The organism is Albidovulum denitrificans (assembly GCF_002973535.1).
Taxonomy (GTDB): Bacteria; Pseudomonadota; Alphaproteobacteria; order Rhodobacterales; family Rhodobacteraceae; genus Albidovulum; species Albidovulum denitrificans.
Window position 1 is genome coordinate 78,950 of record NZ_PVEP01000004.1, and the last position, 15,353, is coordinate 94,302.

General features: G+C 66.7%; 11 protein-coding genes. All 11 read left to right on the plus strand.

What is annotated here, in order from left to right:
- The first annotated feature begins 23 nt into the window (after window positions 1-23).
- A complete protein-coding gene (gene regB, locus LX70_RS10835) occupies window positions 24-1,436 on the plus strand; it encodes a sensor histidine kinase RegB (RefSeq protein ID WP_105514786.1) in 1,413 nt (470 codons plus the stop codon).
- Between the two features lie 92 nt (window positions 1,437-1,528).
- A complete protein-coding gene (locus tag LX70_RS10840; RefSeq protein ID WP_105514787.1) occupies window positions 1,529-3,121 on the plus strand; it encodes a PAS-domain containing protein in 1,593 nt (530 codons plus the stop codon).
- Window positions 3,122-3,169: 48 nt separating this feature from the next.
- A complete protein-coding gene (gene tsaE, locus LX70_RS10845; RefSeq protein ID WP_105514788.1) occupies window positions 3,170-3,691 on the plus strand; it encodes a tRNA (adenosine(37)-N6)-threonylcarbamoyltransferase complex ATPase subunit type 1 TsaE in 522 nt (173 codons plus the stop codon).
- Window positions 3,684-4,694 carry an aminoglycoside phosphotransferase family protein gene (locus LX70_RS10850; protein WP_105514789.1) on the plus strand — a complete coding sequence of 337 codons (1,011 nt, stop codon included), beginning with the start codon at window positions 3,684-3,686 and terminating at the stop codon, window positions 4,692-4,694. Before tsaE ends, LX70_RS10850 begins: the two co-directional genes overlap by 8 nt.
- Window positions 4,679-5,368, plus strand: coding sequence for a nucleotidyltransferase family protein (locus LX70_RS10855; protein ID WP_105514790.1), 690 nt, complete (start codon window positions 4,679-4,681; stop codon window positions 5,366-5,368). The genes LX70_RS10850 and LX70_RS10855 overlap by 16 nt, the downstream gene beginning before the upstream one ends.
- On the plus strand, window positions 5,361-8,315 hold the full coding sequence (gene addB, locus LX70_RS10860) for a double-strand break repair protein AddB (RefSeq protein WP_105514791.1): 2,955 nt from the start codon (window positions 5,361-5,363) through the stop codon (window positions 8,313-8,315). Before LX70_RS10855 ends, addB begins: the two co-directional genes overlap by 8 nt.
- The gene (gene addA, locus LX70_RS10865) at window positions 8,312-11,704 is read left to right on the plus strand and encodes a double-strand break repair helicase AddA (RefSeq protein WP_105514792.1); all 3,393 of its coding nucleotides are present in this window, start codon (window positions 8,312-8,314) and stop codon (window positions 11,702-11,704) included. The genes addB and addA overlap by 4 nt, the downstream gene beginning before the upstream one ends.
- A 55-nt stretch (window positions 11,705-11,759) precedes the next feature.
- Window positions 11,760-12,080, plus strand: coding sequence for a thioredoxin (gene trxA / locus LX70_RS10870; protein WP_105514793.1), 321 nt, complete (start codon window positions 11,760-11,762; stop codon window positions 12,078-12,080).
- A 109-nt stretch (window positions 12,081-12,189) separates the two neighbouring features.
- A complete protein-coding gene (gene hslV / locus LX70_RS10875) occupies window positions 12,190-12,747 on the plus strand; it encodes an ATP-dependent protease subunit HslV (protein WP_105514794.1) in 558 nt (185 codons plus the stop codon).
- A 30-nt stretch (window positions 12,748-12,777) separates the two neighbouring features.
- On the plus strand, window positions 12,778-14,079 hold the full coding sequence (gene hslU / locus LX70_RS10880; protein WP_105514795.1) for an ATP-dependent protease ATPase subunit HslU: 1,302 nt from the start codon (window positions 12,778-12,780) through the stop codon (window positions 14,077-14,079).
- Window positions 14,080-14,241: 162 nt separating this feature from the next.
- The gene (locus LX70_RS10885) at window positions 14,242-15,351 is read left to right on the plus strand and encodes an alpha/beta hydrolase (protein ID WP_105514796.1); all 1,110 of its coding nucleotides are present in this window, start codon (window positions 14,242-14,244) and stop codon (window positions 15,349-15,351) included.
- The last annotated feature ends 2 nt before the right edge of the window (window positions 15,352-15,353 follow it).

The window sequence follows — 15,353 nt, forward strand, 5'->3', positions numbered from 1 at the left end:
CAGATGTGACAATATGAACAAACATGATTGATGTCTTCTCCCCGACGGGAAACACCGCCCGCACCCTGGATCAGACGCTGGGCGGGCCAAGCGACTGGGTCCGGCTACGGACGCTGATCCTCTTGCGATGGATGGCGATTGTCGGGCAATCGGCCGCGATTCTGGTAGCCTGGCGCTATTACCAGATCGAATTTCACCTGCTGATGACCTTTGGCGTGGTGGCGGCGGCGATTGCCTTCAACGTCGCGTCGATCCTGTTCTACCCGCAGAACACGCGGCTGACCGAACGCGGCGCGCTGATCGCGCTTCTTTTCGATACGCTTCAGCTTTCGCTGCTGTTGTTCCTCACCGGCGGGCTGAACAACCCTTTCGCTCTGCTGATCCTTGCGCCTGCGACGATTGCCGCGACGGCGCTTCAGACGCGCGCGACGGCCTTCATCGCGGTGGTGACCATCGCGCTGGTGACGGTGGTGGCCCTTTTCCACCTGCCGCTGCACGTTCAGGGCGGGGCGGCGATCGAGGTGCCGTGGCTTTTCAGCTTCGGCTTCTGGCTGGCCATCGTCACCGGCGTCGCCTTCCTTGGCGTCTATGCCCGCCGCGTCGCCTCGGAAATGCAGTCGATGAGCCGGGCGCTTCTGGCCACGCAGATGGCGCTGGCGCGGGAACAGAAGCTGACCGATCTGGGCGGCGTCGTGGCCGCCGCCGCGCATGAGCTTGGCACACCGCTCGCAACGATCAAGCTGGTGAGTACCGAGATGATCGCCGATCTCGACAGCCAGCCAGACCTGCGCGCGGATGCCGAGCTTGTCCGCGAGCAGGCGGATCGGTGCCGGGACATCCTGCGGTCCATGGGGCGGGCCGGAAAGGACGATCTTCTGATGCGCAGCGCGCCGCTTTCGGCCGTGATGCGCGAGGCGGCGGACCCCCATTCCGGGCGTGGAAAGACACTGGTTTTCCATCCCGATGAGCCTGACCCCGAGCTACGCCGCCAGCCGACCATCCTGCGCAGGCCCGAGGTGATCCACGGGCTGCGGAACCTTGTCCAGAATGCCGTCGATTTCGCCGAAAGCCGGGTGTGGATTGACCTGTCATGGACCGGGGATCGCATCACGATCCGCATCACCGATGACGGGCCGGGCTATCCGCCCCATGTGCTGCCCCGGATCGGCGACCCCTTCGTCCGGCACCGGCGCGAAAGCGAGGGGGCAGATCGCAGGCCCGGCTATGACGGCATGGGCCTTGGCCTTTTCATCGCCAAGACGTTGTTGGAGCGGACCGGCGCGCGGCTGGTCTTTTCCAACGGCACCGACCCGTTCCTGACCGATGAGGAAAAGCCCCAGCGCTCCGGCGCGGTGGTAGAGGTCACCTGGCCGCGCGCGATGATCGAGGCGGGGGATACCCTTATGCAGGGGGAGAACAGCCCCTTCGGTCCGTGACGACCTCGGCAAGCCGATTAACCGCTCCTTAACCCTTTTTCGAAAAACTTAACGCCGGGGGCAGACGGTTAAATTGGGAAGACCGATCTATTATGCTCTCGTCCTTCGTTCTCGCGGCGACAATCTTCTTTTCCTCTCTCGCCGCCGCCTCAATCGCGCTTTTCATCCTGCCGCGCCTGACCGGCACGGCGCGACGCCAGCCCGCCCTGTTGCCAGAGGGGGATGGCTACCTTGAACAGGCGGTCTTTCTGTTCGAAGGCAAAGAGCTTGTCGATGCCACCCGACCCGCGCGCGCCCTTCTGTCCAGCCTTGTCGGTGAACGGTCCGATTGGGGCCGGTTGACCGACTATCTCTCGCGCTCCATCGACGGGCTGCCCAATCTTCTTGCCCATCCGCAGGACGGGGGAGAGGTCGAGCTGGCCGGGGACATGGACAGCGCCCTTTCGGTCAAGGCCGAATGGTTCGGCGGCCTGACCCGGCTGACCGTCAATGACACCACCCATCCCGGCATCGGCGTCCTTGTAGAGGGTATCTGCCTGCGCGCGCAGGAGCAGGAGCTGACGGAACTGCGCGAATGCCTGTCGCAGGCGCCGATGCTGATCTGGCGCACCGACGACAAGGGGACGATCGTCTGGGCCAACACCGCCTATCTCGACAAGCTGATGGAGCGGGACGGGTTGACCGAGGACGATCTGACCTGGCCCATCCCGGCGCTTTTCGTCCATCACGCCCCGCATACCGATGTGTCGCGCCGAATCTCCATCGGCCGCACCGATCATATGGAAGAGGCCTGGTACGACTGTCACAGCTATGCCTCGGGCGAAGGTACGCTTTATTACGCGATCCCCGCCGACAGCGCCGTCCGGGCCGAACGCTCGCAGCGCGAATTCGTCCAGACGCTGACCAAGACCTTTGCCCATGTCCCCATCGGGCTGGCCATCTTTGACCGCAGCCGGCGGCTTCAGCTGTTCAACCCCGCGCTTCTGGACCTGACGGGGCTTGAGTTCGACTTCCTGTCGGCCCGACCCGGCCTTCCCACCTTCCTCGACCACCTGCGCGAGGCGCGCATCATCCCCGAACCAAAGGATTACAGCCTCTGGCGTCAGCAGATGGCAGAGCTTGAGCGCGCCGCCTCCTCCGGTCAGTTCGAGGAGACGTGGATTCTTCCCACCGGCCGGACCTACCGGGTGACGGGCCATCCCCATGCCGACGGATCGCTGGCCTTTCTTTTCGAGGATATCAGCACCGAAATCGAGATGACGCAGAACTTCCGGTCAGAGCTTCAGCTGAGCCAGACGGTGATCGACACGCTGGATGAGGCGATCGCGGTCTTTTCGGCAGCGGGCGACATGATCATGTCGAACGCGGCCTATGCGGCGCTGTGGAAGGTCGACCCGGCCGCCACGCTCGGCTCCATCCGTATCCTCGACGCGGTGCGCCACTGGCAGACGATGACCCTGCCCAACCCCGCCTGGGGCGACATCCGCGATTTCGTCGGCGCCTTCGATGAGCGCGCGGACTGGTATGCCGACGCGGTCCTGCGCGACGGGCGCAGGGTCGATTGCCGCGTGATCCCGCTGCAAGGCGGTGCGACGCTGGTCGGATTTTCCACGCCCCCGGCCCTGCCGCCGGAAACGGATCGTATACAGGATAAGGTGACCCGCCCGGTGACGGAGACGATCTGAGGCATAATGCGCCTTGCGACGGCCCGCCCTGGCGGTAAGAGTCGTCGCATGACGCGCGCAGAGACCCCGATCCTTGAGACGACCTTCGTCCTTCCCTCGCCCATGGCGACGGACACGCTGGCCGAACGCATCGCTGAGGTGCTTGAGCCGGGCGATACCATCCTGATCGACGGGCCGATCGGGGCCGGGAAATCCCATTTCTGCCGCGCGGCAATCCGCCATCTGCTTGACCGGGACGGGCGGCAGGAAAACATCCCCTCCCCCACCTTCACGCTGGTCCAGACCTATGAAACCGGCGCGGGCGAGGTCTGGCACAGCGATCTTTACCGGCTGACCGATGTGTCGCAGGTGCTGGAACTGGGGCTGGAGGAGGCGTTCAGCAGCGCCATCGTCCTTGTCGAATGGCCCGACCGGCTGGGTGCCCTTGCCCCGCGCGACGCGCTGCGGATCTCGCTGACCCCGACAGAAGAGGCCGAGGCGCGGCGCGTGACGCTTTCGGCCAGCGGGGCGCGGTGGCGAAAGCTGGCGGGCATCCTAAAGGGTCTGGCGACGGAGCCGCACCTTGACTGACGCCGCGCAGGTCACGGATTTCCTCGCCCGCGCCGGGTGGGCGGACGCGTGCCGGGATGAGGTCGCGGGCGATGCCTCGGCCCGGCGTTTCGCGCGGCTGGCCCGGCCGGACGGAGCCACGGCGATCCTGATGGACGCGGGCGATGACGCGCCCGGCAGCAGCGCCCGCTTCGCCCGCCTGTCGCGGTGGATCAACGACCGTGGCTTTTCCGCCCCCGCCGTGTTGGCAAAGGACATCGACGCCGAACTGCTGCTGGTGGAGGATTTCGGCGATGGTCTTTTCGCCCGCCTGCTGGAACAGGACCCGGCGCGGGAAGGGGCGCTTTACACCGCCGCCGTCGAATTTCTGGCCGAGTTTCAGCGCGCGCCCGTCCCCACCGGCCTGACACCGCTCGACGGCCCGGCACTGGCGGGGTTGACCGCGCTTCTGACGGACACCTACCTGCCTGCCTTCGATGCGCCCTTCACCGACGCCGCCCGCGCCATCCCCGGTCAGGTGGCGGCGCTTTATGACCAACTCGCCGGGGCGGACCCCCTGACGATCAGCCTGCGCGATTTCCATGCCGAGAATGTTTTCTGGCTGCCCGACCGACAGGGATCGGCGCGGCTGGGCCTGATCGACTTTCAGGACGCCGTCGCCGCCCACCCGGTCTATGACCTCGTCTCTCTCCTGCAAGACGCGCGGCGCGATCTGGCACCGGGGACTGAGGCCGCCTGTCTGGAGCTGTTTGCCAGGCTCACCGGGCAGGAGATCGACCGTTTGCGCCCGATCTATGCGCTGATCGGGGCGCAGCGGGCCTTGCGCATCCTTGCCGTCTTTGCCCGGCTGATCGTCGCGGGGGGCAAGCCGCGCTATGCGGCCTTCATCCCGCGTGTCTGGGGGCATCTTCAGGCCAATCTGGACCACCCCGCCCTTGCCCCCCTTGCCGCGGCCATCCGCGCGTCGGTTCCCGCACCGACGCCCGACAGGATCGAAAGGATGGTCACATGCCGGACGCGCTGATGCTGTTTGCCGCCGGGCTTGGCACACGGATGGCCCCGCTGACCGACACGCTGCCCAAACCGCTGATCCGCGTCGGCGGGCGACCCCTGATCGACCACGCGCTGTCCGAGGCGGATGGCGCCGGGATCACACAGGTCGTCGTCAACCTTCATTACAAGCCCGAGCTGATCCGCGACTACCTCAGGATGCGGCGAAATATCCGCTTTTCCCGCGAAACAGAGACGCTTCTGGAGACTGGCGGCGGTCTGAAGGCCGCGCTTTCGTTGCTGGGGGCGGGGCCGGTCTTCACGATGAACACCGATGCCGTCTGGTTCGGACGGAACCCGCTTGAGGAGCTTCGGGCGGCCTGGCTCCCCGACCGGATGGAGGCGCTACTGGCCCTTGTCCACCGCGACGACGCGACCGGCTATCGCGGCGACGGGGATTTTGACCTGACGCGGGACGGCCGCCTGATCCGGGGTGGGCCTTACGTCTATACCGGCGCGCAGATCATCGCGACCGGGCGTGTGGCGGCGGTTCGCGATGACGTCTTTTCCCTCAACCCGGTCTGGGACGCGATGGCACAGGACGGCAAGCTCTTCGGGACCGTCCATGACGGCGGATTTTGTGACGTCGGGCGCCCGGATGCCATTGCGCTGGCCGAGGCGCAGATGGCACTGAGGGGTCATGTTTAAGCCAAGCGACCGCCCCCGCATCTTCGCGCTGCCGCCCGGCGCGGAATTTCCGCGCGAGGTGGTGCGCGGGCTGACCGGCCGACTGGCGGACGCGCCGCCCGAGGCGATGGCCCGCGTCACGCTTTACCTCAACACCGGGCGGATGCTGCGCGCCGTGCGGGCGGCGTTCGCGGACCGGAAGGCACATTTCCTGCCGCGCCTTCGCCTTGTCTCGGACCTCGCGCTTGACCCGGTGCCGGGGCTGCCCCTGCCCGAGGCGCCACTTTCGCGCCGGTTCGCGTTGATGCAGCTGGTCGGCGCCAAGCTTAAATCCGAGGGGGAGACCGGGTCGGGCGTGCGCGCCTTCGACCTTGCCGACAGCCTCGCCCGCCTGCTGGAAGAGATGCAGGGCGAAGGCGCTTTGCCCGAGGCCTTCAACGACCCCGATCTTGCCGCCGACCACGCCCGGCACTGGGAACGCAGCCTCGCCTTCCTCAGGATCGTCACCGCTTATCTGTCCGATGAGGACCACCCCGACGCCGAAGGCCGGCGCAGGCGGGTGGTGGCCTGGCTGGCGGAACGCTGGCGGTCCGATCCGCCGCCGGGGCCGGTTCTGGTGGCCGGATCGACCGGTTCGCGCGGGACGACGCTTGCCTTCATGCAGGCCGTGGCAAGGCTGCCCCAAGGGGCGGTGATCCTGCCGGGCTTTGACTTCGATCTGCCCGAAAATGGCTGGAAAAGTCTCGATTCCGGCACCTTCCCGACCGAGGACCATCCGCAGTATCGCTACCGGGCCTTGCTGCGGTCGCTCGACCTTGCGCCACGCGACGTGGCGCCGTGGCAGGCAGAGACCGCGCCCGACCCGGCGCGCAACCGCGTCGTTTCCCTTGCCCTGCGCCCTGCCCCGGTGACCGACCGCTGGCTGGCGGAAGGGCCGCAGCTTGGCGACCTGACCGCGGCGATGACAGGCGCCAGCGTGCTTCATGCGCAGGACGCACGAGAGGAGGCGGTCGCCATCGCGCTGATCCTGCGCGAGGCGGTCGAACATGGGCGACGCGCGCAGCTGATCTCCCCCGACCGGGTGCTGACCCGGCGTGTCACCGCCGCGCTGGACCGCTGGGGGCTGATCCCGGATGACAGCGCCGGGCGGCCGCTGATCCAGTCCGCCGCGGGCCGCTTTTTGCGGCAGACGGCTGCGCTGGCCGTGCGACGGGCCGAGCCGCAGGACGTGCTGGCGGTTCTGAAGCATCCGCTGACAGCGACGGGGGGGGCGGATCGCGGCCGGCATCTTCTGTTCACCCGCGATCTTGAGCTTCGGATGCGGGGCAAGGGGCTGTTGCTGGACGATCCGGCGGCGGTTCGGAGCTGGGCGGAGCGTTTCGAGGATCCGCATCGGGTGGAGTGGATCGACTGGCTGCTGCCCCTGATTGCGCCGGAAAAGCCCGCCGGTGAGCAGCCGCTGGGCGACTGGATCGCCCGGCATCTCGCCTTGGCCGAGGCCATCTCTGCTGGCCCGTGGGGGCGCGCCGGGGAGAGCGAGTTGTGGCGCGAAGAGGCGGGGGAGACCGCGCGTCGGCGCATGGATACGCTTGCCGCCAGCGCAGGTGAGGCGCCGGATATGGGCGGGTTTGACTATCTTGGCCTGCTCGATTCCAGTCTCTCGGACGGCACGATCCGGCAAAGCGACGCCGCCCACCCCCTGATCGCCATCCGCGGCACGCTTGAGGCGCGCGTTCTTGGCGCCGATCTTGTCGTCCTTGCGGGGTTGAACGAAGGCATCTGGCCCGCCGCGCCGGAACCGGACCCGTGGCTGTCACGGCAGATGCGGCATCGCCTTGGCCTTTTGTCGCCGGAACGCCAGATCGGTCTTTCGGCCCATGACTTCCAGCAGGCCGCCGGTGCGGCGCAGGTCGTGTTCAGCCGCGCGCTCAGGGACGATGAAAGCGAAACGGTGCCATCGCGTTGGCTGTCGCGGCTGTCGAGCCTGATGAAGGGCTTGCCGGACCAGTCCGGGCCGACAGCATGGGACGGGATGGTGGCGCGGGGGGCCGAATGGCTTGCACGCGCCCGTTTGGCGGAGGCGCCGGAGGCCGCGCACCGGATGCCCCCCGCCCGTCGCCCCGCCCCACGCCCGCCGGTTGAAAGCCGCCCGAAAGAACTGCCCGTCACCGACATCACGACGCTGATCCGCGATCCCTATGCGATCTATGCCAAGCGCATCCTGCGGCTTCGCCCGCTGGAGCCGATCGCACAACGGCCGGACGGGCGGTTGCGGGGGATCGTCCTGCACAGGATCATGGAGCGATTCATCAAGGAGCGGTCCGGTCCCGAGGAGATCGGCGCAGCGCTTGGGCGGCTGCGCGGCATCGCCCGGTCGGTGATCGACGCACAGGTGCCGTGGCCGGGCGCACGGATACTGTATCTGGCGAAACTTGACCGGATCGCGGGCGGGTTCCTTGCGGATGAGGCCGCCCGCGCCGCCGCCGGGCGTGCGCTTGTGATCGAGGATCGGGGCGAAATTGGCCTGGACAGGGTCGATTTCAAGCTCACCGCCCGGCCGGACCGGATTGATCTGCTGACCGACGGCCGGGTGCATATCTACGATTACAAAAGCGGCCAGGTCCCCAGCGTCAAGCAACAGGAACATTTCGACAAACAGTTGCGGCTTGAGGCCGCGATGGCGGAGCGCGGGGCCTTCGCGGCACTTGACTGCGTCGATGTTGCCGGGGCGACGCATATCGCGCTTGGCTCCGGCGCGGGGGAGCACTCGGCCCGGCTGACGCCAGAGATCATCGACGCCAGCTGGGACGGGCTGCTGCGTCTGATCGCAACCTATATGCGGCGCGAGACCGGCTATACGGCGCGGCGCGCGGTTTTCGAGGCGCGGATTGCAGGGGACTACGACCACCTCGCCCGCGCCGGGGAGTGGGAGATGAGCGATCCGTCCGCGCCGGAGGATGTCGGATGACGAAAGACCTTGCCAGCCTGCGTCAGATCGAGGCGGCAGACCCCGCCGGGTCGGTCTGGCTGTCGGCCAATGCCGGGTCGGGCAAGACGCGGGTGTTGATCGACCGGGTTGCGCGGCTGCTTCTGGGCGGGACGGAACCGCAACGCATCCTGTGCCTGACCTATACCAAGGCCGCCGCGACGGAGATGCAGAACCGGCTTTTCGCCCGGCTGGGCGGCTGGACCATGCTGCCCGACGCGCCGCTGCGGGAAGAACTGGGCAAGCTTGGCATCGAAGGGGCGATGACCGAGGCGATGTTGCGTCAGGCCCGGCGTCTTTTCGCCAAGGCCATCGACACGCCCGGCGGGCTGAAGATCCAGACGATCCATTCCTTCTGCGCCGGGCTTCTGCGGCGCTTTCCAATCGAGGCGCGGATTTCGCCGAACTTCACGGAACTGGACGACCGTTCGGCGCGGATGCTGCGGGAAGAGATCATTGACCAGATCGCCTCTGGCCCGGATGCCAGGGTTCTGGATGCCGTGGCGGGGCTTGTGTCCGGCATGGAGTTTGGGCCGCTGGCGGCTGAAATCGGCCGGAATAGTGACGCTTTTTCCCGCCCCGTTGACCTTGACGCCTGCCTCAATCTTTTTGGCCTGCCGCCCGGCTTTGATGAGGGCGCACTGCTGTCCGAGGTGTTTCTTGGGGGGGAGGACGCGCTTTTCGCGGCGATGATCCCGCTTTTGCGGGGCGGCGGCACGAAGGATCAGGAGCTTGCGGACTGTCTTGACCAGGTGCGCGGTCAGCCACGGGGCCTTGCGTCCCTTGTGGCACTGGAAGGCAAGTTGCTTTTCGGCAAAGGCGCGAAGGCCGGGCCGTTCACTGCCAAGATCGACAATATCCCGAACAAGCCGATGAGAACGGGGCCTTGCGCGCCCCATATGCCCGCTTTCGAAGCGCTGATGCTACGGGTAGAGGCCGCGCGCCCGCGACGTATCGCGCTTGCCGCCGCCCGTCGCAGCGCTGCGTTGCATGCCTTTGCCGGGGTCTTCCTGCCGCTTTATGAGGCGCACAAGGCGGCGCGCGGCTGGCTCGATTTCGACGATCTGATCCGGCGAAGCGCGGAACTGCTCTCTGACCGGGATGTCGCCGCCTGGGTGCTTTACCGGCTGGATGGCGGCATCGACCACATCCTTGTCGATGAGGCGCAGGACACCAGCCCGGCGCAATGGCAGGTGATCGAAAGCCTTGCAGAGGAATTCACCGCCGGTCTTGGCGTGCGCGAGGTCGAACGGACGATCTTCGTCGTCGGCGACAGGAAGCAGTCCATCTATTCCTTCCAGGGCGCCGATCTTGACGTCGTCGATGACATGCGGCGGCAATTCGCGGAACGGTTCCGGGCCGCGAACCTGTCGTTTCAGCCGCTTGAACTGGAACATTCCTTCCGCTCGGCCGATGCGATCCTGCGGGTGGTCGATCTGACCTTTGACGAAAGGGTTCAGCGGGGCGTCGGCGGGGCGATGCGCCATGTTGCCTATCACGGGCAGATGGCCGGGCGGGTCGACCTTTGGCCGCTGGTGCCGAAGACGGTGGCGCCCGAGGCCGAGGACTGGACCGATCCGAAGGACCTGCTGAGCGAGGACCACCACATCGTCCTTCTGGCGCGCCGGATCGCGGGCGAGATTCGGCGGATGATCGACGCAGGGACGGTGATCGAGACGAAGGACGGGCCGCGCCCGGTGCATGAGGGTGACTTCCTCATCCTCGTGCAGCGGCGCTCGGAGATGTTCCACCAGATCATCCGCGCCTGCAAGGATGCGCGGCTTGAGATTGCGGGCGCCGACCGGCTGAAGCTTGGCGCAGAGCTTGCGGTGCGCGACCTGACCGCGCTTCTGGGTTTCCTTGCGCTGCCCGAGGACGATCTGTCGCTGGCCGCCGTCCTACGCTCACCCCTTTTCGGGTTGAGCGAGGGGGAGCTTTACGCCCTTGCCCAGCCGCGCGAGCGGGGGGAGTTCCTGTGGAACGCCCTGACCCGGCAGGCCGAAACCTTTCCCGGTCCCGTTGCGCTTCTGAAGGACCTGCGCGACCGGGCGGATTTCCTGCGGCCCTATGAGCTGATCGAACGGATGTTGACGCGGCATCAGGGGCGCAAGAGGTTCATCGGCCGTCTGGGGCCGGAGGCCGAGGACGGAATCGACGTGTTCCTGGCGCAGGCGCTGGCCTATGAACGCGCGAATATCCCCAGCCTGACCGGGTTTTTGGCCTGGTTAGACACGGATGATGTCGATGTGAAGCGGCGCCCCGATTCCGCCCGGCACGCGATCCGGGTGATGACGGTCCATGGTGCGAAGGGGCTTGAGGCGCCGATCGTCATCCTGCCCGACACCGCCGAGCGGCGCGATGAGATCCGGGCAGAGGTGCTGATCCGCGACGGGGCGGCGGTCTGGAAAACCGGGGCCGACGAAAGCCCGGCGCAGATGACCGCGCTTTACGATGAGGTGAAGCGGCGCCAGCGGGAAGAACGGATGCGGCTTCTCTACGTCGCGATGACGCGGGCGGAGCGCTGGCTGATCGTCTGCGGCGCGGGGGAGCCGTCTTCGGATGGCGAAAGCTGGTACGACCTCGTGCGCGACGGGCTGGAAAAGGCCGGGGCAGGGGATGTCAGCCCGCCTGCGTTCGATGGCGCGCCGGTGCAGCGCCATGAAAGCGGCATCTGGCCCGCGGCGGCGGCGGCCGACCCGGTGGCGGAGGGGGTCGCGCCCGCCGCCTTGCCCGATTGGGTCCGCGCGCGGCCCGCGACGCATCCCGCGCCCGAAAAGCCGCTGTCCCCCTCCCAGCTCGGCGGCGCCAAGGCCATCGGGGGGGAGGAGGGCGACGATCCCGACCGCGCCATGCTGCGCGGGACGGTGTTGCACAGGCTTCTTGAGGTGCTGCCCGGCTGGCCCGAGGCGGATGCGGGCGAACTGCTGGCCGCGATCCGGCGCGAAAGCGAGGAGAGGGCAGCGGTCACGGTGGGCGAGGAGGAATACGGCGATCTTCTTGCCTCTGCCCGCGCGATTCTGGCGGGGCCGGGACTGACCGCGCCTGATGGCGAGGCGCTCCTGGAGGTGGAGGTCAGCGGCGCGCTGCCGGAGCTTGGCGGGCGCATGGTTCACGGCAGCATCGACCGGCTGATCGTGGAAGATGCCCGCATCCTCGCCATCGACTACAAGTCGAACGCGACGGTCCCGGAACGGCCAGAACAGGTGCCAGAGGGGATATTGCGGCAGATGGGCGCCTATGCGGCCCTTCTGGCGCAGATCTACCCCGACCGCCGGATCGAAACCGCGATCCTCTGGACGGCCACCGGCACGCTGATGGCGCTTCCGCCCGATATGGTGCGGGCGGCCCTTGCCGCAACCCCTATCCCTTGACGTTCCGGGGCCGCGCTCCTACGTTTCGCTCAACCCTTTCCTATGGAGATGTCCCATGTCCACCGTCGCCGTCACCGACGCCAATTTCGATGCCGAAGTCCGCAACTCTGAAATCCCCGTCGTGGTCGATTTCTGGGCCGAATGGTGCGGCCCCTGCAAGCAGATCGGCCCCGCGCTGGAAGAGCTTTCGTCCGAGCTTGCCGGCAAGGTGAAGATCGCCAAGGTCAATGTGGACGAAAACCCCGATCTTCCGGCGCAGTTCGGCGTGCGCGGCATTCCGGCGCTGTTCATGTTCAAGGACGGCCAGGTCGTTTCGAACAAGGTCGGCGCCGCGCCCAAGGCCGCACTTCAGAACTGGATCGAATCGTCGATCTGACCGGCCGCACGCCGGGGAACAGGGGGCGCCTTCGGGCGCCCTTTTTCTTGCAAGGTTGCGGGCGCCGGGAAGCGCCGCCATATAGAACCGGAGAAAACGGAGGCAGGATATGGCGGACGATACGTTCCCCGGCTGGCATGGCACCACGATCATCGGCGTGCGACGCGGCGGTGAGGTCGTGGTCGCGGGCGACGGGCAGGTCAGCCTTGGGCAGACCGTCATCAAGGGAACCGCGCGCAAGGTGCGCCGCATCAGTCCGGGCGGGCGCGACGTCGTCGTCGGCTTTGCCGGATCGACCGCCGATGCCTTCACCCTGCTGGAACGGCTTGAGAAAAAGCTTGAGGCCGCACCGGGGCAGCTTGTGCGCGCCTGTGTCGAGCTTGCGAAGGACTGGCGCACCGACAAGTATCTGCAAAAGCTTGAGGCGATGCTGATCGTCACCGACGGCACCACGCTTCTGGTCGTGACCGGCGCGGGCGACGTGCTTGAGCCGGAGCATGACGTGGCCGCCATCGGCTCGGGCGGGAACTTTGCCCTGTCGGCGGCGCGCGGGTTGATGGAAACGGACCTGTCGGCCGAGGACATCGCGCGCAAGGCGATGGCGATTGCCGCCGATATCTGCGTCTACACCAATGGCAACCTGACGGTGGAAACCATCAAGGCCTGACAGGCCCGGCCCGCCTTTTACGGAGACCACATGACCAACCTCACCCCCCGCGAGATCGTATCGGAGCTTGACCGCTTCATCATCGGGCAGTCGGACGCCAAGCGCGCGGTCGCCGTCGCGCTGCGCAACCGCTGGCGGCGCAAGCAGCTTGCCGACGATATCCGCGATGAGGTCTATCCGAAGAACATCCTGATGATCGGCCCGACCGGCGTCGGCAAGACGGAGATTTCGCGGCGTCTGGCCAAGCTGGCCCGCGCGCCCTTCATCAAGGTGGAGGCGACGAAATTCACCGAGGTCGGCTATGTCGGCCGCGATGTCGAACAGATCGTCCGCGACCTGGCCGACGCGGCCATCGTCGAAACCCGCGAAAGGATGCGCGAGGAGGTGAAGGCCCGCGCCCACACGGCGGCTGAAGAGCGTGTGATCGAGGCCTTAGCAGGCACCGACGCGCGTGAAGCCACGCGCGAGATGTTCCGCAAGCGTCTGAAATCGGGGGAGCTTGACGACCATGTTGTCGAGCTGGAAATCGCCGATGCCCCGCCGCAGATGCCGATGATGGAGCTTCCGGGCCAGCAGGGCATGGGGATGATGAATCTCGGCGATCTGTTCGGCAAGGCCTTTGGCGGGCGGCGGGTGCGCAAGAAGATGACCGTCGCCGACAGCTATGAGGTGCTGATCCAGGAAGAGGCCGACAAGCTTCTGGACGACGAAACGGTGAAGCAGGCCGCACTTGAGGCGGTGCAGGAAAACGGCATCGTCTTCATCGACGAGATCGACAAGGTCTGCGCCCGCGCCGAAACGCGCGGCGCCGATGTCAGCCGCGAAGGGGTGCAGCGCGATCTGCTGCCGCTGATCGAAGGCACGACGGTCAGCACCAAATACGGGCCGGTCAAGACCGACCATATCCTCTTCATCGCGTCGGGCGCCTTCCACATCGCCAAGCCCTCGGACCTCTTGCCCGAATTGCAGGGCCGTCTGCCGATCCGGGTGGAGCTGCGCGCGCTGACGGAAGAGGATTTCGTCCGCATCCTGACCGAAACCGACAATGCGTTGACGCTGCAATATACCGCCCTGATGGGGACGGAGGAGGTGACCGTCAGCTTCGAAAAGGACGGCATCGCCGCGCTGGCCCGGATCGCCGCCGAGGTGAACCGGAGCGTGGAGAATATCGGCGCGCGGCGGCTTTATACCGTGATGGAACGGGTGTTCGAGGATCTGTCCTTCACCGCGCCCGACCGGGGCGGCGAAACCGTCACCGTCGATGCCGCCTTCGTGGACAAGCATCTTGGCAATCTGTCAGCTTCGGCGGATCTGAGCCGCTATATCCTCTGACGGGACTGACCGGGCGGGGGGGCGTTTGACCAAAGCGTTTCGGGTTTGCGTAAAGAAAGTAAGTATCAGAATTCGAACGAAATAAGTTCAAATTCTGATTCAGTGCAAACCCGAAATGCTATACTCTCGCCGCAGGGAACGAACGGGGGATGTCGGGCGGCAATGGCGCGTTATCTGGTGTTGGTCTTCGTGATCTTCGGCCTGACCGCCTGCGCGCCGCGCGGGCGGATGGTCGTCGATCCCTCGGCGGCCCGGGTCGGCACCGTGGAACGTCTCTATATCGGCACAACGCGCAGTCCTGATCCCGAAACCGGCGATCCGTTCGGCAGCGGGCGAAGCGGTGTCACCCGCTACCTTCAGCTTGACGTTTCGGTCCCGCCAGAACGTAAACCGGGTCAGATCACCTGGCCGTCAAAGCGGGGGCCGGCGCAGCCCGCGACCGACTTCCTCGCCACGGGTGAAACCCTCTATGCGGCGCCCGCCGACTTCCGCGCCGCGCTGCGCCGCGACCTGCCGCCGCAGCGCGAGGCCATCGTCTTCGTTCACGGGTTCAACAACAACTTCCCCGAAGGGGCCTACCGGCTGGCGCAGATCGGTCATGACCTCGATATCAAGGCGGCGCTGGTGCATTATTCGTGGCCCTCGCGCGCCCATCCGCTTGGCTATGCCTATGACCGGGACAGCGCGCTGTTCGCCCGCGACGGGCTTGAGGATCTGTTGCATCAGGTGGAAGCGGCGGGCGCGCGGCGGATCACCGTCGTGGCGCATTCGATGGGCGCCGCGCTGACCATGGAAACGCTGCGACAGATCGCGATTGCCCGCGACACGGGGCTGAAATCGAAGATCGCCGGGGTGGTTCTGGTGTCCCCCGACGTCGATATCGACGTCTTTCGCGCGCAGGCGGACCGGATCGGACGGCTGCCTGAGCCGTTCGTGATCTTCACCTCCAAGCGCGACCGGGCGCTTCAGCTTGCCGCGCGGCTGTCGGGGCAGAAGGAGCGGCTGGGCAATATCAAGGACATTGGCGTGCTGTCCGACCTGAAGGTGACCTTCCTCGACACCACGGCATTTTCCACCGGCGCGGGGCATTTCAACCTGGGTGATTCGCCGTCCCTGATCTCCATCCTCGGGCGGTTGCCCGACATCGACCGCGCCTTTGCGGGCGATCCGACCGGGCGGACCGGCTTTTTGCCCGGCGCGATCCTGACCGTGCGCAGCGCGACGGAGATCGTGCTGTCCCCGGTCACGGCGCTGGCCGGTGGGACGAATTAGGG

Excerpts from the sequence above, each read along its gene's own strand:
- regB (WP_105514786.1), top strand. The coding sequence starts at position 24 with ATGATTGATGTCTTCTCCCCGACGGGAAACACCGCCCGCACCCTGGAT.
- LX70_RS10840 (WP_105514787.1), top strand. The coding sequence starts at position 1,529 with ATGCTCTCGTCCTTCGTTCTCGCGGCGACAATCTTCTTTTCCTCTCTC.
- tsaE (WP_105514788.1), top strand. The coding sequence starts at position 3,170 with ATGACGCGCGCAGAGACCCCGATCCTTGAGACGACCTTCGTCCTTCCC.
- LX70_RS10855 (WP_105514790.1), top strand. The coding sequence starts at position 4,679 with ATGCCGGACGCGCTGATGCTGTTTGCCGCCGGGCTTGGCACACGGATG.
- addB (WP_105514791.1), top strand. The coding sequence starts at position 5,361 with ATGTTTAAGCCAAGCGACCGCCCCCGCATCTTCGCGCTGCCGCCCGGC.
- addA (WP_105514792.1), top strand. The coding sequence starts at position 8,312 with ATGACGAAAGACCTTGCCAGCCTGCGTCAGATCGAGGCGGCAGACCCC.
- trxA (WP_105514793.1), top strand. The coding sequence starts at position 11,760 with ATGTCCACCGTCGCCGTCACCGACGCCAATTTCGATGCCGAAGTCCGC.
- hslV (WP_105514794.1), top strand. The coding sequence starts at position 12,190 with ATGGCGGACGATACGTTCCCCGGCTGGCATGGCACCACGATCATCGGC.
- hslU (WP_105514795.1), top strand. The coding sequence starts at position 12,778 with ATGACCAACCTCACCCCCCGCGAGATCGTATCGGAGCTTGACCGCTTC.
- LX70_RS10885 (WP_105514796.1), top strand. The coding sequence starts at position 14,242 with ATGGCGCGTTATCTGGTGTTGGTCTTCGTGATCTTCGGCCTGACCGCC.